We start from the raw sequence: 21759 nt of genomic DNA, 5'->3' as shown, positions 1-21759 counted from the left end.
TTAGATTTGGACTCTTAAAGGCTTTAAAAGTTTAACGTACTAGCTAAAGAAATATGCATTAAAATCGACCAATTGCAGTGCTTGTTGTATTTTTGCCCTCCATTCAAAGAATATGCGGACAAAATCACTTAAAAAGAACAAAATCAACGTAGTAACCTTAGGCTGTAGCAAGAATGTTTATGATTCCGAAGTTCTAATGGGACAACTTCGAGCGAATAACAAAGAGGTGGTTCATGAAGAAGAAGGCAATGTGGTTGTAATTAATACTTGCGGATTTATAGCGAATGCAAAAGAGGAGAGTGTTAATACTATTTTGGAATATGTTCAAAAAAAGGAAGCCGGAGAAGTGGATAAGGTATTTGTTACTGGATGTTTAAGTGAGCGATATAAGCCAGATTTACAAGTAGAGATTCCTAATGTGGATGAATATTTTGGCACAAGTGATTTGCCAAATTTATTAAAAGCTTTAGGTGCAGATTATAAACATGAATTAATTGGTGAGCGCTTAACCACAACACCTAAAAATTATGCGTATTTAAAAATTGCTGAAGGTTGTGATAGGCCTTGCTCTTTTTGTGCAATTCCTCTAATGCGCGGGAAACATAAAAGTAAACCGATTGAAGAATTGGTTCAAGAGGCAGAAAAATTAGCTACAAAAGGGGTAAAAGAACTGATATTAATAGCTCAAGATTTAACCTATTATGGTCTTGACTTATATAAGAAAAGAAACCTAGCTGAATTACTTCAAAAATTGGTTGCTGTTGATGGAGTTGAATGGATACGTTTACATTACGCTTTTCCGACTGGTTTTCCTATGGATGTGTTAGATGTAATGAGAAATGAACCAAAAATTTGCAATTATATTGATATTCCGTTGCAGCATATTGCTGATCCTATTTTAAAAAGTATGCGTCGCGGAACTACAAAAGCCAAGACTACTAAGCTTTTACAAGATTTCAGGGCAGCAGTACCTGAAATGACAATTAGAACTACCTTGATTGTAGGTTATCCTGGTGAAACTGAAGAAGATTTTCAGACTTTAAAACAATGGGTTGTGGACATGCGTTTTGAACGTTTAGGTTGTTTTACTTATAGTCATGAAGAAAATACACATGCTTATGGTTTAGTAGACGATGTTCCTGAAGAACTGAAACAACAACGCGCTAATGAAATTATGGAGGTACAATCTCAAATTTCTTGGGAATTGAATCAAGAACGCATAGGAGCAATTTATCGCTGCATTATTGACCGTAAAGAAGGTAATCATTTTGTAGGCCGTACGGAGTACGATTCTCCTGATGTTGATAATGAAGTTCTCATTGATGCTAAGAAATATTATGTGAAGATTGGTGATTTTACCAAAATAAAAATTACAGAAGCATCTGATTTTGATTTATACGGTGAACCTATTTCATAAAAAAAGCGCAATCATATCTAATTGCGCTTTATCTTTTTTTTACTTAATTTTATTCTTGTTCTGGAGACAAAAGGCTGTAAACAAAACCAGCAAGTATTGCACCTAAAATTGGAGCAACCCAAAACAACCAAAGTTGTGGTATAGCCCAGGAACCGTCTGCAAATAATGCTTGACTAGTACTACGAGCAGGGTTTACAGAAGTATTTGTTACAGGGATACTGATTAAATGTATTAAAGTTAAACCTAAGCCAATAGCAATACCGGCCATACCTTTTGGAGCTTTAGAATGAGTAGCGCCTAAAATAATCATCAAGAACATAAAAGTTAATACCAATTCAGCAAAAAAGGCAGCAACCATATTGTAACCAGCCGGTGAATGTTCACCAAATCCGTTGGCGGCAAATCCTCCAAGTTCGAAACCTGGTTTTCCAGTGGCAATAACATACAAAACGGCAGCGCCAGCAATTGCGCCTAAAAGCTGAGCAATAATGTAAGGAAACAAATCTTTTTTGTCAAAACGACCAGCAACAGCAAGACCAATAGATACGGCCGGGTTTAAATGACAACCAGAAATATGACCTATTGCATAAGCCATAGTTAAAACGGTTAAACCAAAGGCCAATGCCACCCCTACAAATCCAATACCAAGTTCTGGATAGGCAGCGGCAATAACAGCACTACCACACCCGCCTAATACGAGCCATAATGTTCCAATAAATTCTGCGATTAATTTTTTCATGATTTCTAAATTTAGTTAGTGTTCTAGTTTAGAAACCATTAGACTTATAAAGTCACATATGCTATTAACTTTTCAACCGTTGGGTGATCATTTCCTCCAGCTGGCTCAATAGTAATGTTTAGTGATTCTGCTTTATCTATATACTTTAGGGTAATAAGCTCTTCATTTGTAGGTAATAAACCCATATCAATCATTTCGCCATCAACATCACTCCACATTTGGTACGTGCTGTTATTTGGGAGTTCAGGCAAACCCTGTGCATTAACAACGACCATTTTATTTTCATGGTTCACATAAGCCACCGCTCTTGAATTTGGTACTAAATCATTTCCATGTAATATGAGCGGTATTGTTTTCGGTCCGTTAATGGTTTTTAAGCGTTGATTGGTTAAAATATAATTTTCTTCCAAAGCATTTAATCGTTCTTGTAAGACCATTGTTTGATTTTGCAAAGAATTATAGTTTGTCTTGGTATTTTGCCAACGATTAAACATTAAGAATGAGGTCATAAAAAATAGAACAGCGACACTTGCTGCTGCATAAAGCCAAATTCTTTCTTTAGACTTTTTTGTTGATTTATGAAGCTTTGTTTGTAATTGAACTTTTACATAATCTGGCGGGCTTATGGCATTTTCTATAGCCATTCTTTCGAAATCTTCTTCTAAAAGTTCAAATTGAGTTCTTAATTGTTCATCACTAGCAATGGCAGCAATGACCTCTTGGCTTTCAAGTGATGAAAGCTCGTCTAAAAGGTATTTTTCTAATAATCCGTTTTCTAATATTTTCTTTCTATCCATCATCAAAAAGTTTCTATTAGTAACCCAATGATTATCAACTCATGACTATAACTTTCGCGAAGCAAAACTAATGCTTGACGAATATAAGATTTGAAAGTACCCAAGGGAACTCCCATCTCTTGATTGGCCTCACGGTGGGTGTAACCCCTAAAATACACTAAAGAAATAGCTTCTTGGTGATGAGGTTCTAATTTGCTAATTGCTCCGTTGAGTCCATTAAAATCTGATTCAGGTTCTAATGTTGCTTTTCTAGTATTTACACTTAATTCTTCACTTTGGATGAGCAAGTCAGGTTTTCGCAAAGAATTTAAAGTAACATTTTTTGCAATGCGATAAGCCCAAGTATAAAATTTACCCTTTGAAGCATCATAAGAGTCAATTTTTTGCCAAATCTTGATAAAAGTCTCTTGTAATAAATCTTCAGCCATTACCTGATTACGGCACATTCTTATAATAACACCAAATAGAGCACCTGAATACTTATCGTATAACAAGTACAGCGCGTCTTTATCCTTTTTGGATAATCGACTGATTATTTCAATGTCCTCTAAGTTATGGGGCATAAGCGATGTTAAAGATATGATAAAATAAGGTTGAACTCATCCAACGGTATTTTTAGGGTGTAAATAAGAACATTAAACATTGAAAAATTAATAATTCTATTAAACAATTAAAAACACAAAAATGAAAAAAGTAATTTTTATTCTTTCAACGGTAGCATTAGTTTTATTTACACAATCAACAAATGCTCAAAAATCTCAAAACATTGTGGATATTGCAGTATCTGTAGACGATTTCTCAACTTTAGTTACTGCTTTAAAAGCAGCAGATTTGGTTGGGGCACTTCAAGGTGATGGTCCTTTTACAGTTTTCGCCCCGGTGAATTCAGGATTTGCAAAAATTGATGCAAATACATTGAATTCTTTACTTGAACCGGCAAATAAAGAAAAACTGGCTGCAATATTAACTTATCATGTAGTAGCTGGTAAAATTGTAGCTGCTGATGTTGTTGCGGCATTAGAAAAAGGAAATGGAAAAGCAGAATTAACGACTTTAAACGGTGGTAAAGTAACCGCGGTTAGCAAAGATGGAGGTATCTTCTTAATGGATGCTAATGGTAATTATAGTAAAATAGCTAAAACAGATGTTATGGCTTCAAATGGTGTAATACACATTATCGAAGATGTTGTAATGCCTCAATAATTTCCCAAATGTATTTATATAAGAACCATCGCTTTTAGCGATGGTTTTTTATTTTACTATACATTCACAAAAGGTTCGTTCAATATAGGTTCTTGCTCATTAAGAGTTAATGCGGTTTGAATGGTTTGACTCCAAATAGCATATCCTTTTTTGTTAAGATGTAAACCGTCGCTCAAATATAATTCAGGCCTTGGTCGATTTTCAGTAGTAATCATTCTAGCAAAAACATTGATGAATTGTGCGTTGAGCTCACCAATAATATATTTTGATAATAAAAGATTGGTTTCAATTATTTGAGGAATTAAATATGTTCTTTCAACACTTGGTTTTAAGCTAATAAAAGCTAATTCTACGGCATCATATTTCTGATGAATTAGGTCTACCAATTCCTTGCAATCTGCGAGTACCTCATGAGGTGTTTTGCCCTCAGCTAAATCATTCTCTCCTGCATATAAAACAATTTTACTTGGGTTTACGTTCTGAAATATTTCTGAAAAATAGTGGGTACACCATGAAAAAGAAGACCCTCCAAATCCTAAATTTAAAACATGTAATGGATGTAAGTCTTTTTTCATGTTTACCCATAAACGAATGGAAGAGCTACCATAAAAAGTAATAAGGTCATTTTGATGATTTAGCTTGTTTACCCTATTCTTAAGTCTTTTAATCTCGTTACTCCATATCTCTGGCGGATTAGACAATTCTTCAGAGTTTATTTGCTTAATCTTAAAATTGTCCGCTTCTTCAATAGTTTCTTGAACATAATTAGCATAGGTCTTTTGATAAGCTTCTACAAACTTAATTAAGTCTTTAGTTGAATTCGATTTTACATATTCGCTGACTTTAAAAGGAGCCAAAATTTTACAATAGTAGAGATTGTCTTTTATTTTTTTATCAAAATTAACAATTACAATAGGGATGATTTTTGGTTCTGGTTTTGAGTTGAGAGCAAGTTTAAAGCTTCCTAACTTAAAAGGACCAGGGGAATTTTCAGTTTTATATGAAGTGCCTTCCGGGCTAATAATCAAATTATAGCCATTTTTTAAATAGCGTTCTCCGTCTTTATAAAAAATACTTCTCACTTCTTTTTTGGTGGTGGAAGACTTATGTTCTGATTCTTTTGTAAATACATTAATATGTCCTAGTTTGTTGTAGTAATTTTGATGTCCATATTCTTGACCCTGACCAATACGAACAGTTCTAATACCAGGTTCGCCATATTTTTTATCTAAAAGCATAGCGCTCACAAAGTGGGAATCTAATGTTATTTGAAAATTGTTGTTTAAAGTATAAAGCTCATCATTAATAAGATGATTATAAATGAATATATTTCCGCTTTCTTCGGGCATGTTTTCCCAACCTTCGATGTGATATGCCAATGGTTCAAATAAGTCTGTAGTTGCTTTTGCGCAGGCCTTTCTAACTTGTTTAGAGTTATTTAATTTGTTGTTTGCTACGGTTTCATAAATATGATGTAAACCATCAATAAAGTCTAGTTCTTCTTTGTCATCTTTTAAAAGCTCAAGACTTAATGAGGCCAAATGTCTTTCTAAAGAAGTTCCTTCGCTTAATAGATTTTCTAGAATATTATAAGCTATTTTTTTAGTTGTACTGTTTTTTAAAAGATGATTGATTTGATGAAACTTAGAAGTTAATGGAAGTCTTGACTTGTTGTTTTCAATCAATTGAAACACTGCCTGAAGATTGTATTTACCGAAAAGACCAATATATCTTAAAAAGGCGGCATTAATTTGATTTCCAATTAGCCATAAAAGTCGTTTATAGAATTGTTCTTCAAAAGAAGGCTCGTCTTTGATAAGTATTGAGAAATCTTTGTAGTCAATAAAATAAACTGCTGTTTTCTTTGTAGTAATAGCTGAGCAAATATCTTTTTCATCAATCAGCGAGGACCATCCAAAAATAAATCCTGCATTACTTATTGAGCGTTGTTTTATTTCAATATTATCCACTTTTCTTTTGATGCTTACTTCGCCTTCAATGAGAATGTATACACCGGCTGCAATACGGTCTTGTATGTATAAAACTTCATAGGGTTCGTATTCACGACGTTCGGCAATAGCTGCTAATTTTGAAAGCCTACCCTCGTTAAATTGGTCAAGAAAAGGAGAACAACGCATTAGGGCTATGATTTCTGAATTATGAATTTCAGGCTTCATAAAAAACTCTTTATCTCTTGTTAGGGGATAGGGTTGAACAGGTTGCAAAAGTTCTACTTGTTTTAGTAAAGCAACTCTAAGTTGATGATATAATTTTGAACATATATTTTGTAATAGTTTGTTCTGAATATCTTTTTTAAAATGATTCTCAAGTTCAGCAATGGTTACTTCGAAGAAAATGGAATCATGAGAAGAAACTACAGTTTTGTAGTGGTATCTTTTTGCGGGTAAAAGACCACTTAAACCTATAGTACTAAATGGTTCGGAAATTTGACATACTAAAATTTCTTGATTAGTTTCTTGCAGTGCAATAAAATAGTCAAAAGCTCCTTGAATTAACCATCGGAAGGTGGTTACTTCTCTATGAATATCAGAAATAATAGTGTCTTTCGCATAATTTCTGGTTTTACCTTCAGGAAATAAATTTTTAAGTAAAGAAATCTCAATCTCTTCTTTCAACGGTTGTCAGTTTGGCGTTCATAAGTATTGAAACTATGAAAATTGAAAGAAGTAGCCAGTGATATTGAGAATTAAAGAGAATGTGGAAATTTAAACTAAAATGATTGACGTATTCTAAAAAAAAGGACCCAATAAATAAATATTAAAAAATTGATAGTTTTTTATTTTCGGCCTAATTCATAATCATATAACTCTCTTCCTAATTGAGCCAAAAAAGGTATGCCTATATCGTCATATTCATAATTGTCATCATTAAAGACACCATCGCTATTGACTAAAATTGTAGCAGTAACTAGAAAATCTATATTGTTTTTGGTGTCTTTTATGTAGGCGCAATCGGTTAAAGTTCCATAAGCATAGCCAACCTTATTATAAATTTTTATGTAATCTGGTATAGGCTCCTTAGTATCACCGTACATAAAGAACTTACCATAGCTATCATAATATTCTGCTTGGTTATAACCAGTGTTTTTTGGCAAGGTATGCATAGCATGGAGTAAAAACTCATGCTGATTTTTATTGAGTTTAAAACGTTCTTCTTCAGGAAATTGATTTGGAAAAATAATCCTTTTAAGCAGCTCGTGCTGCGAGTTAATTGGATAGTAATTTTTTAAACCAAAATCAAAAGGTTCTTCATAAAGAGAATCACCAGCATAAAACCCATCACCTTTTTTTACTCCGTTGAATTTTAGTTGCTCCGGTATCTTTGAGGTAATTGATTCTGAAGTTGTAGTTGTACTATCATTTAGATAAATCACTAAGGGTTTTGTGGTTACTTCATCAGCATTAATTGTTGATAGCCTATGTGCTATTCTGAAGGGTTGAAGTCCTTTTAATCTAATTCTATTATTTAAATCATCAAACCCTAAGAACTCAATCAGTCTGTTATTTGCGTCGTTATCACTAACAGCAAAAATTTCTTCTATCGATCGCGCAAAGTTGCTTTTTATAGAATCACCTTCTACATAAAAGTTTGAATATCTATTTAATGAATCTAATTCATTAAGTTTTTCTAGTGTTGCTACTGCTGCAGGAAATTTAACTGTACTCGCAGGATAGAAGTAATTGTTTTTTTCAACTTGAAAGTCATAATCTGTAAAGATAATGCTGTCGTTTAGTCTATCTATTTTGGTATAACGTATTTGAACTTCATGTTGTTCAATACTATCTGCTACAACACTGATTTTTCTGTTTTCTGATTTAAGTGCCTCAAGTAAAGGATTTTTAGGTTCCTCTTTTTTGCACGAAAAAATTAGACATACGAATACTAAAAAGTATATTTTTTGAGATTGCATAACCTTTAGTTCTTAATCTAAATATAATTCTCCTCTATGCGGTTTTAAGTCGTCTCGGGCTTGTATCATTTCAAACTCGGCAACAACCAAAAAAGCAATACTATGCATATCACTTAAATGGCCAAATCCTGTAGTATCAAATTTTAATTCTTCATTTAAAACATATTCTTGCAAATGTTTTTCATAATGCTCGGCGGTTTTAGCCGCAGCTGGGCCTTTAAAATCCCAAATGAACTTAATTTTTCTGTCAAGAATTTTTTCCATTAACGGTTCTAATTTATAGATGGTTTTTATTTAAGCCTTTAATACGGTTGAAAATACTAAAATATTGATTTACAGCTACACTAAAAATGTGTTAATCAATTCCAAACAGCTTGTGTGGCTTTAAGTAATTGTTATTTTTGCGCAATGCTTTTTTTAAAACATCATAATAATAAGTACTTCTTTCTTATTGGGGTACTTTTTTTAGTGTCTTGTGGTTCTTTCTTTAAAGACGGTGAAGATACTTTGCCAATAGCTAGAGTAGGCGAGTCTTATCTTTTTGCTGAGGATCTTGAGCCCTTTATCACAAAGGGGATGTCTAAACAGGATAGTACAGCCTTTGCCGTTAATTTTATAAACAAATGGGCTTCTAAACAACTATTACTTTCTAAATCTAAAATTAACCTATCAGAAGAACAGTTGAACGAGTTCAACCGGTTGGTTAATGATTATAAAACTGATTTGTACACTCGTGCGTATACTGAGGCTCTGGTGCAACAGGCAAATGATACTGCTATTAGTAGTTCTCAATTAAAGACTTTTTATGAAGGTCAAAAAGAGAACTTTAAACTGAATGAAAAAATAGTTCAGCTTAGATTTGTTGAGTTGCCAAATCAATTTTTAGATAAAAATGTAGTGGTTGATAAGATTAAATCATTTACCGAAGACGATAAAAACTATCTTGACTCGATTGGGGTTCAATTTAAGAAGATCCACTTTAATGATTCAATATGGGTCAGTGCATCTAGAGTGCTAAATGAAATAGCCCCGCTCAATAGCACCAATGAAGATAGGTACTTAAAGAAATCACAATTTTTTGAATTACAAGATTCATTGGGGGTATATTTGGGTAAAGTTACTGGTGTTTTGAATGTTAATGACATCGCACCGCTTTCTTATATAAAAACAGATATCAAAAGAGTACTGTTAAATCGGCGACGATTAGAGTATGTAAGAAAGTTAGAAACGGAAATTATAGACGAAGGTATTCAGAAAAACGAATTTGAAATATATGTGCAAGAAAATTAGAATTTTTACAGCTTTATTTTTTGTAATTGTAATTGGAGTATCAGCTCAAGAAACTAAAAGTAGTGAGTTGACTACTGAGAATAGTGATGAAGCTAAAGACACTGTAGTAATAGGTAAAAGAGTAAAATTAGATGGTATTGCTGCAGTAATTGGCGATTATGTAATTTTAGATTCTGATGTTGAAAAAACATTAATTGACTTAAAAAGTCAAGGGGCTACTACTGATGATATTACTCAATGTCAATTACTAGGAAAACTAATGGAAGATCGTCTATATGCCCACCAAGCAGTCCAGGATAGTTTATTGGTCTCTGATGACCAAGTAAATGCCACTAGTGATCGCCAAATTCAACAATTGACTTCGCAGGTTGGATCAATTGAAAAAGTATTGAAATTTTATAAAAAGCCTGATTTAGCCAGCTTCAGAGCCGAACTTTTTGAAATAAACAAATTGCAAATGTTGTCTCAAAAAATGCAAGGTAAGATTGTTGAAGAAATCGAAGTAACGCCTGAAGAAGTACGACAGTTTTTTTATAAAATACCAGAAGATGAACGCCCTGTTTTTGGTGCTGAATTAGAAATCTCTCAAATTGTTAAACAGCCTGAACCATCAGAGGAGGAAAAGCAAAAAATTATTGATAGACTTAATAATATTAAACAAGACGTAGAAGAGAATGATGCAAGTTTTAATGTAAAAGCAATACTTTATTCTCAAGATCCTGGTTCAAAGTCTAAAGGTGGTTTTTATAGTATGACTAGACAAACACCTTTTGTTAAGGAATTTAAAGATGTTGCTTTTAGTTTACAAGAAGGTGAAATTTCGGATCCTTTTGAGACACAATTCGGATATCATATTATTATTGTCGAAAAAATTAGAGGTCAAGAGGTCGATTTAAGGCATATTCTGTTAAGGCCTGAAGTGTCCGATGAAGAAATGTTAAAAGCTTCTCAAGAATTAGATTCAATCAGGCAGCAGGTTTTAGATGGTAAATATACTTTTGCCGAAGCTGCTCAAAATTTTTCTGATGAAAAAGAAACCAAATTTGATGGTGGTCTTTTACGTAATCCTGTAAATTTTGATTCCAAGTTTGAGTTAACTAAAATGGACCCTACCTTATATAATCAAGTACGTAATCTTAAAGACGGTGAAATTTCAAGACCAACACGTGAAGATGATCCTCGAGGTGGCCCGTCAAAATATAAAATCATGCAGATTTCAAATCGTTATGATGAACATAAAGCGGATTTTGCAAGGGATTACATAAAAATTCAAGAATTAGCCTTAAGGGATAAGCAGTTTAAAGCTGTACAGAAATGGTTAAAAGAAAAAATAGATGACGTTTACATTCATGTTGATAGCGAAAATAGAGATTGTGATTTTGCTAATAATTGGGTAAAAAACTAGTATGTCAGATGTAACCGCTATTGAAAATCTTGTTCAAAAACACAAGGCCCTAAAGTCTGAAATTGCAAAGGTAATTGTTGGTCAGAATGAAGTTGTTGACCAAATTCTTTTATCTATTTATACTGGCGGTCATTCTCTTTTAATTGGAGTGCCAGGTTTGGCAAAAACTTTAATGGTAAATACCATAGCTCAAACCTTAGGTTTAGATTTTAAACGTATTCAGTTTACCCCAGATTTAATGCCAAGTGATATTTTAGGAAGCGAGGTTTTAGATCAAAACAGAAATTTTAAATTCATAAAAGGACCAATTTTTGCTAATATTATTTTGGCAGATGAAATTAATCGTACGCCCCCTAAAACTCAGGCCGCGCTTTTAGAGGCCATGCAAGAAAGGGCAGTAACAATTGCTGGTCAGCAACATAAACTTGAACGTCCATATTTTGTTTTAGCCACACAAAACCCTATCGAACAAGAAGGTACTTATCCTCTTCCAGAGGCGCAGTTAGATAGATTTATGTTTGCTATCAACTTGTCTTATCCTTCAATTGAAGAAGAAATAAATATTGTAAAGTCTACAACTGCTGATAATTCAGTTGTGCTCAACACCTTGTTTAGCGCTGATGCGATTAATGAGGTTCAGAGTTTGATTCGTCGCATTCCCATAGCTGATAACGTAGTTGATTATACAGTACGTTTAGTAAACAAAACGAGACCTAATGTTGAAGGTGTTTCTGATTTTGTAAAGAACTATATTGAATGGGGTGCTGGACCTCGAGCTTCTCAAAACCTAGTATTGGCTGCTAAAGCACATGCTGCGGTCAATGGTAAATTCTCTCCAGACATTGAAGATGTTAAAGCTGTCGCCCCTGGTATTTTAAGACATCGTATTCTTAAAAATTATAAAGCAGAGGCTGAAGGTATTTCTGAAGATAATATTATTCAAGAATTGTTGTAAATAATAAAAACTGTATTGGTTATTTTTAGTTGATAAAATGACAATTATGGCCATAGGTTTACTTGCTTTTTAATAAAAGTGGTCTCATACCCTAATGTATTATTTTATACCCGACTTCATTTTTGTAATTTTAGCAAATTGTAATACTAAAATATTTTTGCAGAATGGCGTTTGACATTGACATGATTAAAGAAGTCTATGCTACCATGGGAGAAAGGGTAGACATAGCAAGGAAATTAGTTGGAAAGCCTCTTACACTGGCTGAGAAAATATTGTATTCCCACCTTTGGGACGGAAATCCTTCTAAAGTATTTCAAAGAGGAAAAGACTATGTCGATTTTGCTCCTGACCGCATAGCTTGTCAAGATGCGACAGCACAAATGGCTTTGTTACAGTTTATGCAGGCTGGAAAGCCAAAAGTTGCGGTACCAACTACGGTTCATTGTGACCATCTTATTCAAGCAAAAAGCGGAGCTGCTGTGGATTTGAAATCTGCGAACAGTAGTAGTGCCGAAGTTTTTAATTTTTTAGAATCAGTTTCTAATAAATATGGAATAGGCTTCTGGAAACCTGGCGCTGGTATTATTCATCAAGTGGTTTTAGAGAATTATGCATTTCCGGGTGGAATGATGATTGGTACTGATTCGCATACTGTGAATGCAGGTGGATTAGGAATGGTTGCTATTGGAGTTGGTGGCGCTGATGCTGTAGATGTTATGGCAGGTATGGCTTGGGAACTTAAGTTTCCAAAACTAATTGGAGTTAAATTGACGGGTACTATTTCAGGTTGGACAGCGCCTAAAGATGTTATATTAAAAGTTGCCGAAATACTTACTGTTAAAGGTGGTACAGGAGCAATTGTTGAATATTTTGGACCTGGAGCTAAAGCATTATCATGTACCGGTAAAGGTACTATTTGTAATATGGGAGCTGAAATAGGGGCAACAACTTCAACTTTTGGCTACGACGAATCAATGGAACGCTATTTACGAGCTACTGAAAGAGCTGATATTGCTGATGCTGCTAATGCCGTTAAAGAGCATTTAACTGCTGATGATGAGGTTTATGCAAACCCAGAACAATACTTTGATCAGGTTATTGAAATCAATTTATCTGAATTAGGACCTTTATTAAATGGACCATTTACTCCAGATTTATCAACTCAAATTGGTAATAGTATGACTGAAAAAGCCACGCAAAATGAATGGCCAATTCAAGTAGAATGGGGATTAATAGGTTCTTGTACCAATTCATCTTACGAAGATTTATCAAGAGCTTCATCTATAGCACAGCAAGCTTTAGATAAAGGATTAAAAATGAAGGCTGAATTGGGAATTAATCCTGGTTCTGAACAGGTTAGATATACAGCGGAACGCGATGGAATCCTCGGTATTTTCGAAGAATTAGACGCTAAAATATTTACTAATGCTTGTGGACCGTGCATTGGTCAATGGGCTCGTTATAGCGATCCAAAAAATGCACCTAAAAATAGTATAGTTCATTCTTTTAATAGGAACTTCGCAAAACGTGCTGACGGAAACCCTAATACGCACGCTTTTGTTGCTTCGCCAGAAATTACGGCAGCAATTGCTATTGCTGGTCGATTGGATTTTAATCCTTTAACTGATACCTTAATCAATGAGAATGGTGAAGAGGTAAAGTTTGACGAACCAACTGGGTGGGAATTACCTCCAAAAGGTTTTGAAGTGGAGGATGCTGGATTTATAGCTCCGATGGAAAATGGAAGTGGCGTTGAAGTGGTTGTTGCACCAACTTCTGAACGTTTACAGTTGTTAGAACCTTTTGTTCCAATACAAACAGAAGATTTACAAGGTGTTAAACTTTTGATTAAAGCTTTTGGAAAATGTACTACCGACCATATTTCCATGGCCGGACCATGGTTGCGTTACCGAGGTCATTTAGACAATATTGCTAATAACACCTTAATTGGTGCTGTCAATGCATATAATAAGAAAACCAATTTTGTTAAAAACCAATTAACTGGAGAGTATGGCGGTGTTCCGGATACTCAAAGAGCATATAAAGCAGAGGGAATTAAATCAATTGTAGTAGGTGATCATAACTACGGTGAAGGTTCATCAAGAGAACATGCAGCAATGCAGCCACGTCATTTAGGCGTTGCGGCTGTCTTAGTAAAATCATTTGCAAGAATACACGAAACAAACCTTAAAAAACAAGGTATGCTTGGGTTGACTTTTGTAAATGAAAGCGACTATGATTTAATTCAAGAAGATGACACCTTCAACTTTGTTGACATAGCATCATTTGCACCAGGTACTCCCCTTACGCTTGAAGTAATTCATACAGATGAAACTAAAGATACTATAATGGCGAATCACACATACAATCAATCTCAAATAGATTGGTTTAATGAAGGATCTGCTTTAAACGTTATTAAGAAAGAAAACGCATAAATTGATATAAGCAAAACTAAAAAGCTCTTGAGATGTCAAGAGCTTTTTGGTTTTAAAGAACCATTGTATATGGCCATAAAGAAAAAGACAGTTTTAAATATAACTGTTATATTATTCATTCTTTCATTTTTTGTGACACCTCTTGGACACTATGGAAAGCTATTTTTAAATAGGATTTTTTCATTCTCACCGTACATAGTGGATGAAGCTAATCGAAGACAAATAACAGATTTTGATTGGCGTTTGAAAGATGCTGAATGGAATTTAGTAAATTTTGAAAAATCGAAGGGAAAAATTACTCTCATTAACTTTTGGGCATCATGGCGCTTACCCAGCGAGGCTGAGTTAAAAAGTATTCAAGATTTATATAATCAATATAAAGACCAGGTTGATTTTTATATTATTACAAACGAGAATCGACCGCCGGTTGAGGAATTTATGCAGAAGCATGATTTCACTTTTCCTGTTACTTATTTGATAATTGGTGATAAGTCAGCGGTCGAAGTGCCTGAAAAACCCCCTTATTCTTACCTAATTGACCAAACTGGAACCATTGTTATAGAGCAAGATGGTATAGCTGATTGGAATACTTCTACTGTTCGAGATTTAATTGATGATTTGATTGCTCGTTAGAATGAGTCAAGTTACTACCCTTACTTTTTTTAGATTTTCAAGTTTTAAAGAAAAACTTTGGGCTTTTACAATGATGCAATTTGCTCATAAACATCTTTCCAATATAAAAGGCCAACAGTTTTATAAACTTTTAGGTACCGGTCAAGAGGGTTTCAGCCCTAAGCCAGATTTTTCAACTTACGCCATAATTCAGGTTTGGGAGAATGAAACTTTTGCAATGGATTATCATCTTTCTAACCCATTAGTCAAACGCTATAAAGAAAAGTCGATTGAGCATTTTCAGGTCTATCTTAAAAACATCATAGCTCGTGGTGAATGGGCAGGACTAAATCCTTTCAAAAAGAGTAGTGATTTATCAGATATCCAAGCTTATGCAGTTATTACACGTGCTACTATTAAAACCAGGTTATTAGTGAAATTTTGGAAGTTCGTACCTAAATCCAGAAAAGGGCTAATGAAAAATGAAGGATTGCTTTTGACTAAAGGAATAGGGGAGTTACCTTTTAAAAATATGGCCACTTTTAGTTTGTGGAGAAGTCTAGATGATTTAAACAAATTTGCATATCAAACTAAAGGACATCTAAAAGCAATTGGAAAAACACGAGAATTGAAGTGGTATTCTGAAGAGCTCTTCGCCCGTTTTCAACCTTATAAGTCCTACGGAACGTGGTTTGGTGAAAACCCTCTAAATTCTATTAAATAGGAAAGTAATAGAATAATCCAAAAAATAATACCTGCGCAAAGAATAGATGTATTGATATAGTACTATTTCCTTTAATATTTGAATAATGCAGTATTGTTTGTAAGATTATACCAATGGCCAGCCACGCAACATAATTATCTAGTGGAACTTGTCCTTTGAATTCCCAAAAATCAAACACCGGAGCACTTTTTTCCATTAAAAAATCAAGACCTACCATTAAGACAGCTCCGAAGACAATTTTAGACCACTTTTTCAGCTTTAAAATTTTAGCTATTTCAGCAGTAATAAATGTTAGTAAAGCCCAATACGTGCCTATTAAATATGGCACACCATCAAATTTGAGACCTAAATTTTTACCATAACTATATTGACCAAATAGTAAGCCGTAATTAACTCCTAACCATTCCGCTAACATTCCAATCAAAAAAAACAAAACGAAGAATACCCATTTCTTTTTAGTGTTCATGGAAAAAAGCCAAACGAAAAGCACTAAACTAATCAGTAAGTTTAATGGTGATTTTGAAATAAACCAATTAGTGTCACCCCAATAAATACCTATGGCCCCTGAAATATGAAAAAGCCAAATGATTCCAACTCCGAAGGTAACTCGCGATATTTTATTTATGATATTTTCAATCATTAGGTATTACGTCAATTAAGATTTTGGCAGAAAATAAGCAAAGTGGAATACCGCCACCCGGGTGCACAGATCCACCGCAGAAAAATAGGTTTTCAATTTTTGTACTAAAATTTGGATGTCTTAAAAAAGCAGCGAATTTAGAATTACTGGCAGCACCATATAAAGCTCCTCTATGAGAGCTTGTGCTTGTTTCAATACCTACGGGGTCTAAAATAAATTCAGTGGTAATGTAACTTTCTACATCAGTTTTAAAAACACGATTAATTTTCTCTACAATAGTGGTACGGGCTTTTTTAATTAGTTCGGGCCAGTCTTGACCATAATTGCCTGGAGCATTAATCATAACAAACCAATTCTCTGAATCTTTTGGAGCGTCCTGGGTATTTTCCTTGCTTGTAATATTGATATAAACGGTTGGGTCATCATGCAAAGTTTTCTCATCAAAAAGCTTTTGAAACTCTTTCTTGTAATTAGCGCTAAAAAGGATATTGTGTAAATCGAGTTCTGGAAACTCTTTGTTTATTCCCCAATAAAAAATAAGCGCTGAACTTGAACGTTCTTGTTGTAATACTCTTTTCGGCTGTTTTTGTTGAGTTAGTAGTTTCTTATAAGTTGGATATACATCCATGTTACTTACAACTATATCTGCTTTTAAAGCTTCACCATTACATCTGATGCCTTTGGCGATATTGTTTTCAACTATAATTTCATCAACCTGTCGATTAAAATGAAATTGTACCCCAATATCTTTCGCTAGTTTATATATAGATTTGGTTATACTATGCATTCCTCCTTTAGGAAAATAGGTTCCGAGGTCCATCTCTAAATGAGGAATCATAGACATAATGCCTGGTGTTTTAAAAGGTGAAGACCCATTATAAGTGGCATACCTATTAAATAGTTGAATGAGTTTAGGGTTTTTAAAATACGATTTGTTTTCAGTGTCTAGTGATTTATAGATACCCATTCCACCGATACGAAGAAGTGCTTTTAATGTTTTTTTAGAGAAATACGTACTTGATTTATGGAGTGATTTTTCAAGAAAAATAGAACTAGTATGCTCATATTTTTTTTTATTATTAACTAAATATTTTTTGATGTTTTCTGACGACTCGGAAAAGACTTCGGCTCCTTGAATGGCAAAAGTATCTGAATCTGCTGAAGCCTGAAATCTTGTACCATCTTCCCAAAAATAATTGCAGATAGTTTCTTTTCGTGAATATTGAAAATAGTCTTCTGGTTTTTTACTATGTAGTTCAAACAGTTCAGTGACTAACCAGGGCATGGTAAATAATGACGGTCCTAAATCAAATCGATAACCATCAACAGTCTTGGAATGTAATTTTCCCCCAGGATACGAATTCGATTCAAAAACAGTTACATAGTATCCTTTTTTGATTAATCGGATTGCAGAGGCTAATCCTGCTATTCCAGCGCCAATAATAATGGCAGTTTTTGGCATTACTTTTTAAAATACTTAAAAGGAACTACAAGCATTCCGAAACATTCTCCATGGTCCTTACCTAAATGTTTATGATGCATTTTATGTGCTCTTCGAACACCTTTTGCGTACCAATTATTGGCGTTTCTTAATAGCTTAAATCTTTGATGAATAAATATGTCATGAACAACAAAATAGGCAATACCGTACGCGAGAATACCGAAACCTAAAGGGTATCCATACCAGAAACTAGTTTCGGACCCTAAATAAAAACAACTCATACTCACAACAGCATAAAAAATAAAAAAGAAGTCATTGCGCTCAAACCATGAATCATGATCTTTTTTGTGATGATCTTGATGCAGCTTCCAAAGAAAACCATGCATCACATATTTATGAGTGAACCATGCCATGAATTCCATTGTAGAGAATGTTCCTAAGAAAATGACAATCCAAAGAAAAATTTTCATTGTACTAAACCAATTGAAGTTTGTAATTAACGTAAGATTTCGCTAAAAGACCAAATTTTTGGTAATTAGGAACACGAATTCTAGTATTCTTTATTTCAAGAGGAGGCGTATTTTGAAGTTTTTGTAATAGTTTGTTATAATATTTATACGCTGTATAAACACCAAACTTAGCATCAGCTGGTAGTCTTTCAATACCAGAATAGCCCAATGCAAAGTCTGTTTTAATTTCGTCCACGATTCTCTTTTTAGAAACTTCGTCTAGCTCCAACAAATTTGTGTTTGGAAAATACGAACGTTCTAGAAGCTCAAAATCAGCTTTCAAATCTCGTAAGAAATTGACTTTTTGAAAAGCAGAGCCTAATGCCATTGCAGACTCTTTTAATTCTTCGTATTGCTCTTTATTACCATCTACAAATACACATAAGCACATAAGACCTACAACATCTGCAGAACCGTAAATGTATTCTTTATATTCAGCATTTGTTTTATATTGTTTTTTAACCAAATCCATTCGCATACTTTTCATAAAAGAAGCCACAAGATCAAATGGGATATCATATTTATGATAGGTATATTGAAAAGAATTTAAAATTGGGTTTAAACTAATTTTATGCTCAATTGCATTTTGCAAATCTTTTTCGAAATTATTGAAAAGCTCTTCTTTATTATAGTCATGAAAGGTGTCGACAATTTCATCTGCAAAACGCACAAATCCATAAATATTATAAATATCGCTTCTTATTGAAGTGCCTAACATTTTAGTTGCTAAGGCAAATGACGTACTGTATGATTCAGTCACTATTTTACTACAGTCGTAAGACACGTTATCAAAAAGAGATTTCATTTTAAATGTGTTTTTTAATAATCAATTCGGAGACCAATTTACCTGATATTAAAGACGGAGGCACTCCTGGCCCTGGCACAGTTAATTGTCCGGTAAAGTATAAGTCTTTTACTTTTTTACTTTTTAATCCAGGTCTTAAAAAAGCAGTCTGGGTTAATGTGTTTGCCATTCCGTACGCGTTGCCTTTAAAAGAATTATACTCTTCTATAAAGTCGTTGACACAGAAGCTTTCTTTAAATATAATGTTATTTTTTACATCCTGCTTTGTTCTTAACGCGAATCGATTAAGAATAAGGTCAAAATATTGATTTCGTAATTGTTCTGTATCCTCAAGCCCTGGCGCAATAGGAATTAGAAAAAAGCCCGTTTCACAACCTTGAGGCGCCATACTATCATCCGTCACTGAAGGAAAATTTGCATAGAATAAAGGTTCGCTAGGCCATTTCGGATTGTCATAAATTTCTTCAGCATGTTTTTCAAAGTCAGTATCGAAAAATAGATTGTGATGCTCTACATTATCTAGTTTTTTATCAAAACCAACATAAAATAATAAAGAAGATGGAGCGTAAGTTTTCTTATGCCAGTAGGCCTCAGAATATTGTCTATAGTTTTTATTTAGCAGAGTTTCACTGTGATGATAATCTGCTCCGCTTATGACAACATCAGCATATATTTTCTTTCCATCCACTTGGATACCGGTTGTTTTTCCGTCCTTGACTTCTATTTTTTGAACTGCAGAATTAACATGAATATGTACACCCAAGTCCTCGGCCAATTTTTTCATGGCTTTGATAATTTCATACATACCACCTTCAGGATGCCAAGTGCCTAAACCGAAATCAGCAAAATTCATAAAACTATAAAATGAAGGCGTGTTACTAGGTTTGGCACCTAAAAACAAAACTGGGAATTCTAAAGTTGAAATTAATTTTGGATTTTTAAAACGCTTTCTTACCTCTTGACTTATAGTTTTAAAAAATTGATCTACTCTTAAAACAGTGTCTTTAGTTACAAGCTCAAATGGGGATAATCCAGGTCTAAGCACTATTTTATTAATGGCGATATCATAATTCTCTTGGGCTTTATTTATAAAACTTCTAAGATGTTCTGAACTTCCTTTTTCAATGCGTTCAAATTCATCACATATCTTATCCATACAGTCACCGATTGTAATGACTTCATCAGAAAAAAATATTTTATAGGCAGGGCTTAACTTGTTGAGTTTATAGAAATCAGAGGTAGATTTACCAAAATCATTAAAGAATTTTTCGAAAATATCAGGCATCCAGTACCAACTTGGTCCAATATCAAAAGTGAATCCTTCTTTTTTTAATTGTCTAGCTCTACCACCAACAGTTTCATTCTTTTCAAAAACTGACACATCAAAACCTGCTTTGGCAAGGTGACACGCTGCAGATAACGACGAGAAACCAGATCCAATAACTACTACTTTCTTCATATAATGTAATACGCTTACGCTAAACTATTGGTTAATTTTTCAATAGAATTAAATGTTTTAATAGAATCCGGTAGTGTTTGTTGCGAAATATGTTGCACTTGATGTCCAAGAATCCAAAGCTTAGAATTGCCAGACTGATTTAATGTGGTATTGAATTGTTGTATATATTTTCCAATTTCATCTTTGTTTGGAGATACTGTGAAATAAGAAACAAAATGAAGGTTGTCATAGTACTTTAATAAATCTACCAAGTTTTCAATTGGCATTGTTTGCCCAAGGTAAATAGATTTATAGCCTTTTAAAATAATTTCATAGTTAAGATATAAAAGCCCTAATTCATGAATTTCATTTTCAGGTAAGAATAATGCAAAAACCTTGTCTTTTCTAGTAGGCTCAATGAGTTGTAACTTCTCAGTATTAATGTAAACCTTTTGTTTAATCAAATTAGTTATAAAATGTTCGTGAGAAGGACTTATGGTATCAGTTTGCCATAAAAGCCCTAACTCATTCAAGAGTGGAATAAAAACTTCGTTAAAAATGTCTCTAAAAGAACGCTCTGCGAGTAAGATATTGTAAGTGTTGAAAAATAGGGTCTGATCAAAATTTATCATTGACAATTTGAACGCATTGATAGCATGACTCTTTTCACTATTCTTGGCTACAATTTCCCGGACTATAACCGGAATTTCGCTTTCAGGAAGTTTCGCAATTTTTGATATTTTATATCCGTTGTGATATAGAAGGGTGATGTTCAAAAGCTTTTGCAAACTTTTTAAACTGTATGTTCTAATATTAGTAGACGTTCTTTCGGGTGAAAAGAGATTATAACGCTTCTCCCATATTCTAATAGTATGCGCTTTAATTCCGGATAGGTTCTCCATATCACGGATGCTGAATAATTTCTTTACGTTGTTCATTTTTTTAGAAAAATCGTTAAACAAAGTTACAATTTTAATAATACTATTGTTATAAGCAAGAGTTAAATTTTCATGAAAGTCTAATAAGAAAAGGATACCAAATAAAAAACCTCTTAATTATCATAAGAGGTTTGTGCGCACGAGAAGACTCGAACTTCCACGGCCTAGTGGCCACCAGCCCCTCAAGCTGGCGCGTCTACCAATTCCGCCACGTGCGCTAAAGAGTGCGCAAAAATAATCAAAATACTTGTTCTAATAACTAACTTGATTTCATTAAAAAAGAGTTTAACTGCTTTTATGGCATAAAAAAAACCAACCTAAATTTAGATTGGTTTTTATAAAGTGACCTGACTGGGGCTCGAACCCAGGACCCTCTCCTTAAAAGGGAGATGCTCTACCAACTGAGCTATCAGGTCAAACGCTTTAGAAGAAATTGCCCTAAGCGGCTGCAAATATAATATCAATTATTAATTTATCAAG

The 21759-nt window shown here is 33.8% G+C and carries 20 protein-coding genes and 2 tRNA genes; 8 read left to right on the top strand and 14 right to left on the bottom strand.

Features of this window, described 5'->3' with window-relative positions:
- Positions 1 to 112 precede the first annotated feature (112 nt).
- A complete protein-coding gene (gene rimO, locus RM520_RS10740) occupies positions 113 to 1417 on the top strand; it encodes a 30S ribosomal protein S12 methylthiotransferase RimO (protein ID WP_311385703.1) in 1305 nt (434 codons plus the stop codon).
- A gap of 49 nt (positions 1418 to 1466) precedes the next feature.
- Here rimO and aqpZ read toward each other — a convergent pair whose 3' ends face one another.
- The 3 genes from aqpZ to RM520_RS10725 are packed head-to-tail and all read right to left on the bottom strand — an operon-like array spanning position 1467 to position 3516.
- On the bottom strand, positions 1467 to 2156 hold the full coding sequence (aqpZ, locus tag RM520_RS10735) for an aquaporin Z (RefSeq protein WP_311388021.1): 690 nt from the start codon (positions 2154 to 2156) through the stop codon (positions 1467 to 1469).
- Between the two features lie 44 nt (positions 2157 to 2200).
- The gene (locus RM520_RS10730; protein ID WP_311385701.1) at positions 2201 to 2953 is read right to left on the bottom strand and encodes an anti-sigma factor; all 753 of its coding nucleotides are present in this window, start codon (positions 2951 to 2953) and stop codon (positions 2201 to 2203) included.
- A gap of 2 nt (positions 2954 to 2955) precedes the next feature.
- Positions 2956 to 3516, bottom strand: a complete 561-nt coding sequence (locus RM520_RS10725; RefSeq protein WP_311385700.1) for an RNA polymerase sigma factor — start codon at positions 3514 to 3516, stop codon at positions 2956 to 2958.
- Between the two features lie 121 nt (positions 3517 to 3637).
- On the opposite strand from RM520_RS10725, the gene RM520_RS10720 reads away from it, so the two are divergent.
- Entirely contained in the window at positions 3638 to 4156 is a 519-nt protein-coding gene (locus RM520_RS10720) for a fasciclin domain-containing protein (protein WP_311388020.1), read from the top strand.
- Positions 4157 to 4212: 56 nt separating this feature from the next.
- Here the strand turns inward: RM520_RS10720 and RM520_RS10715 are convergent, their stop codons facing one another.
- The 3 genes from RM520_RS10715 to RM520_RS10705 form a co-directional block, all read right to left on the bottom strand.
- The gene (locus tag RM520_RS10715; RefSeq protein WP_311388019.1) at positions 4213 to 6792 is read right to left on the bottom strand and encodes a cyclic nucleotide-binding domain-containing protein; all 2580 of its coding nucleotides are present in this window, start codon (positions 6790 to 6792) and stop codon (positions 4213 to 4215) included.
- Between the two features lie 161 nt (positions 6793 to 6953).
- The gene (locus RM520_RS10710; protein WP_311388018.1) at positions 6954 to 8087 is read right to left on the bottom strand and encodes a serine hydrolase; all 1134 of its coding nucleotides are present in this window, start codon (positions 8085 to 8087) and stop codon (positions 6954 to 6956) included.
- A 12-nt stretch (positions 8088 to 8099) separates the two neighbouring features.
- Entirely contained in the window at positions 8100 to 8351 is a 252-nt protein-coding gene (locus RM520_RS10705) for a hypothetical protein (RefSeq protein ID WP_311385696.1), read from the bottom strand.
- A gap of 144 nt (positions 8352 to 8495) precedes the next feature.
- Between RM520_RS10705 and RM520_RS10700 the strand changes: the two genes are divergently transcribed.
- From RM520_RS10700 to RM520_RS10675, 6 genes are all read left to right on the top strand, one after another.
- Complete coding sequence (locus tag RM520_RS10700; protein ID WP_311388017.1) at positions 8496 to 9377, top strand: peptidyl-prolyl cis-trans isomerase; 882 nt, start codon at positions 8496 to 8498, stop codon at positions 9375 to 9377.
- On the top strand, positions 9361 to 10782 hold the full coding sequence (locus RM520_RS10695) for a peptidylprolyl isomerase (RefSeq protein WP_311385694.1): 1422 nt from the start codon (positions 9361 to 9363) through the stop codon (positions 10780 to 10782). Before RM520_RS10700 ends, RM520_RS10695 begins: the two co-directional genes overlap by 17 nt.
- 1 nt (position 10783) lies before the next feature.
- Entirely contained in the window at positions 10784 to 11737 is a 954-nt protein-coding gene (locus RM520_RS10690; protein ID WP_311385693.1) for an AAA family ATPase, read from the top strand.
- 164 nt (positions 11738 to 11901) lie between these two features.
- Positions 11902 to 14172 (top strand): aconitate hydratase, encoded by a 2271-nt coding sequence (locus tag RM520_RS10685; protein ID WP_311388016.1) that lies wholly within the window; start codon positions 11902 to 11904, stop codon positions 14170 to 14172.
- A 27-nt stretch (positions 14173 to 14199) separates the two neighbouring features.
- Entirely contained in the window at positions 14200 to 14805 is a 606-nt protein-coding gene (locus RM520_RS10680) for a TlpA family protein disulfide reductase (protein WP_311385691.1), read from the top strand.
- A 1-nt stretch (position 14806) separates the two neighbouring features.
- Positions 14807 to 15508, top strand: coding sequence for a DUF3291 domain-containing protein (locus tag RM520_RS10675; protein WP_311385690.1), 702 nt, complete (start codon positions 14807 to 14809; stop codon positions 15506 to 15508).
- Here RM520_RS10675 and RM520_RS10670 read toward each other — a convergent pair.
- The 8 genes from RM520_RS10670 to RM520_RS10635 form a co-directional block, all read right to left on the bottom strand.
- Positions 15501 to 16148, bottom strand: a complete 648-nt coding sequence (locus tag RM520_RS10670) for a carotenoid biosynthesis protein (protein ID WP_311385689.1) — start codon at positions 16146 to 16148, stop codon at positions 15501 to 15503. The genes RM520_RS10675 and RM520_RS10670 overlap by 8 nt on opposite strands.
- Positions 16141 to 17610, bottom strand: coding sequence for a 1-hydroxycarotenoid 3,4-desaturase CrtD (gene crtD / locus RM520_RS10665; protein ID WP_311385688.1), 1470 nt, complete (start codon positions 17608 to 17610; stop codon positions 16141 to 16143). The genes RM520_RS10670 and crtD overlap by 8 nt, the downstream gene beginning before the upstream one ends.
- Positions 17610 to 18059, bottom strand: a complete 450-nt coding sequence (locus RM520_RS10660; protein ID WP_311385687.1) for a sterol desaturase family protein — start codon at positions 18057 to 18059, stop codon at positions 17610 to 17612. Before RM520_RS10660 ends, crtD begins: the two co-directional genes overlap by 1 nt.
- Positions 18060 to 18063: 4 nt before the next feature.
- Positions 18064 to 18903 (bottom strand): phytoene/squalene synthase family protein, encoded by an 840-nt coding sequence (locus RM520_RS10655; RefSeq protein WP_311385686.1) that lies wholly within the window; start codon positions 18901 to 18903, stop codon positions 18064 to 18066.
- Between the two features lies 1 nt (position 18904).
- Entirely contained in the window at positions 18905 to 20362 is a 1458-nt protein-coding gene (locus tag RM520_RS10650) for a phytoene desaturase family protein (protein ID WP_311385685.1), read from the bottom strand.
- A 14-nt stretch (positions 20363 to 20376) separates the two neighbouring features.
- Positions 20377 to 21279: a MerR family transcriptional regulator gene (locus RM520_RS10645; protein WP_311388015.1), complete on the bottom strand. Its 903-nt coding sequence runs from the start codon at positions 21277 to 21279 to the stop codon at positions 20377 to 20379.
- Between the two features lie 134 nt (positions 21280 to 21413).
- Positions 21414 to 21497: transfer RNA gene (locus RM520_RS10640), tRNA-Leu, on the bottom strand.
- A gap of 125 nt (positions 21498 to 21622) precedes the next feature.
- Positions 21623 to 21695: transfer RNA gene (locus RM520_RS10635), tRNA-Lys, on the bottom strand.
- Positions 21696 to 21759: the final 64 nt, after the last annotated feature.

Origin of the sequence: Croceitalea vernalis, from assembly GCF_031846405.1 — a bacterium.
GTDB lineage: Bacteria > Bacteroidota > Bacteroidia > Flavobacteriales > Flavobacteriaceae > Croceitalea > Croceitalea vernalis.
The sequence above is the reverse complement of the archived record's forward strand: the minus strand, read 5'-3'. Positions and strand labels throughout refer to the sequence as shown.

Coding starts and splice junctions, on each gene's coding strand:
- rimO (WP_311385703.1), top strand. CDS start 113: ATGCGGACAAAATCACTTAAAAAGAACAAAATCAACGTAGTAACCTTA.
- aqpZ (WP_311388021.1), bottom strand. CDS start 2,156: ATGAAAAAATTAATCGCAGAATTTATTGGAACATTATGGCTCGTATTA.
- RM520_RS10730 (WP_311385701.1), bottom strand. CDS start 2,953: ATGGATAGAAAGAAAATATTAGAAAACGGATTATTAGAAAAATACCTT.
- RM520_RS10725 (WP_311385700.1), bottom strand. CDS start 3,516: ATGCCCCATAACTTAGAGGACATTGAAATAATCAGTCGATTATCCAAA.
- RM520_RS10720 (WP_311388020.1), top strand. CDS start 3,638: ATGAAAAAAGTAATTTTTATTCTTTCAACGGTAGCATTAGTTTTATTT.
- RM520_RS10710 (WP_311388018.1), bottom strand. CDS start 8,087: ATGCAATCTCAAAAAATATACTTTTTAGTATTCGTATGTCTAATTTTT.
- RM520_RS10705 (WP_311385696.1), bottom strand. CDS start 8,351: ATGGAAAAAATTCTTGACAGAAAAATTAAGTTCATTTGGGATTTTAAA.
- RM520_RS10700 (WP_311388017.1), top strand. CDS start 8,496: ATGCTTTTTTTAAAACATCATAATAATAAGTACTTCTTTCTTATTGGG.
- RM520_RS10695 (WP_311385694.1), top strand. CDS start 9,361: ATGTGCAAGAAAATTAGAATTTTTACAGCTTTATTTTTTGTAATTGTA.
- RM520_RS10690 (WP_311385693.1), top strand. CDS start 10,784: ATGTCAGATGTAACCGCTATTGAAAATCTTGTTCAAAAACACAAGGCC.
- RM520_RS10685 (WP_311388016.1), top strand. CDS start 11,902: ATGGCGTTTGACATTGACATGATTAAAGAAGTCTATGCTACCATGGGA.
- RM520_RS10675 (WP_311385690.1), top strand. CDS start 14,807: ATGAGTCAAGTTACTACCCTTACTTTTTTTAGATTTTCAAGTTTTAAA.
- RM520_RS10670 (WP_311385689.1), bottom strand. CDS start 16,148: ATGATTGAAAATATCATAAATAAAATATCGCGAGTTACCTTCGGAGTT.
- crtD (WP_311385688.1), bottom strand. CDS start 17,610: ATGCCAAAAACTGCCATTATTATTGGCGCTGGAATAGCAGGATTAGCC.
- RM520_RS10660 (WP_311385687.1), bottom strand. CDS start 18,059: ATGAAAATTTTTCTTTGGATTGTCATTTTCTTAGGAACATTCTCTACA.
- RM520_RS10655 (WP_311385686.1), bottom strand. CDS start 18,903: ATGAAATCTCTTTTTGATAACGTGTCTTACGACTGTAGTAAAATAGTG.
- RM520_RS10650 (WP_311385685.1), bottom strand. CDS start 20,362: ATGAAGAAAGTAGTAGTTATTGGATCTGGTTTCTCGTCGTTATCTGCA.
- RM520_RS10645 (WP_311388015.1), bottom strand. CDS start 21,279: ATGAACAACGTAAAGAAATTATTCAGCATCCGTGATATGGAGAACCTA.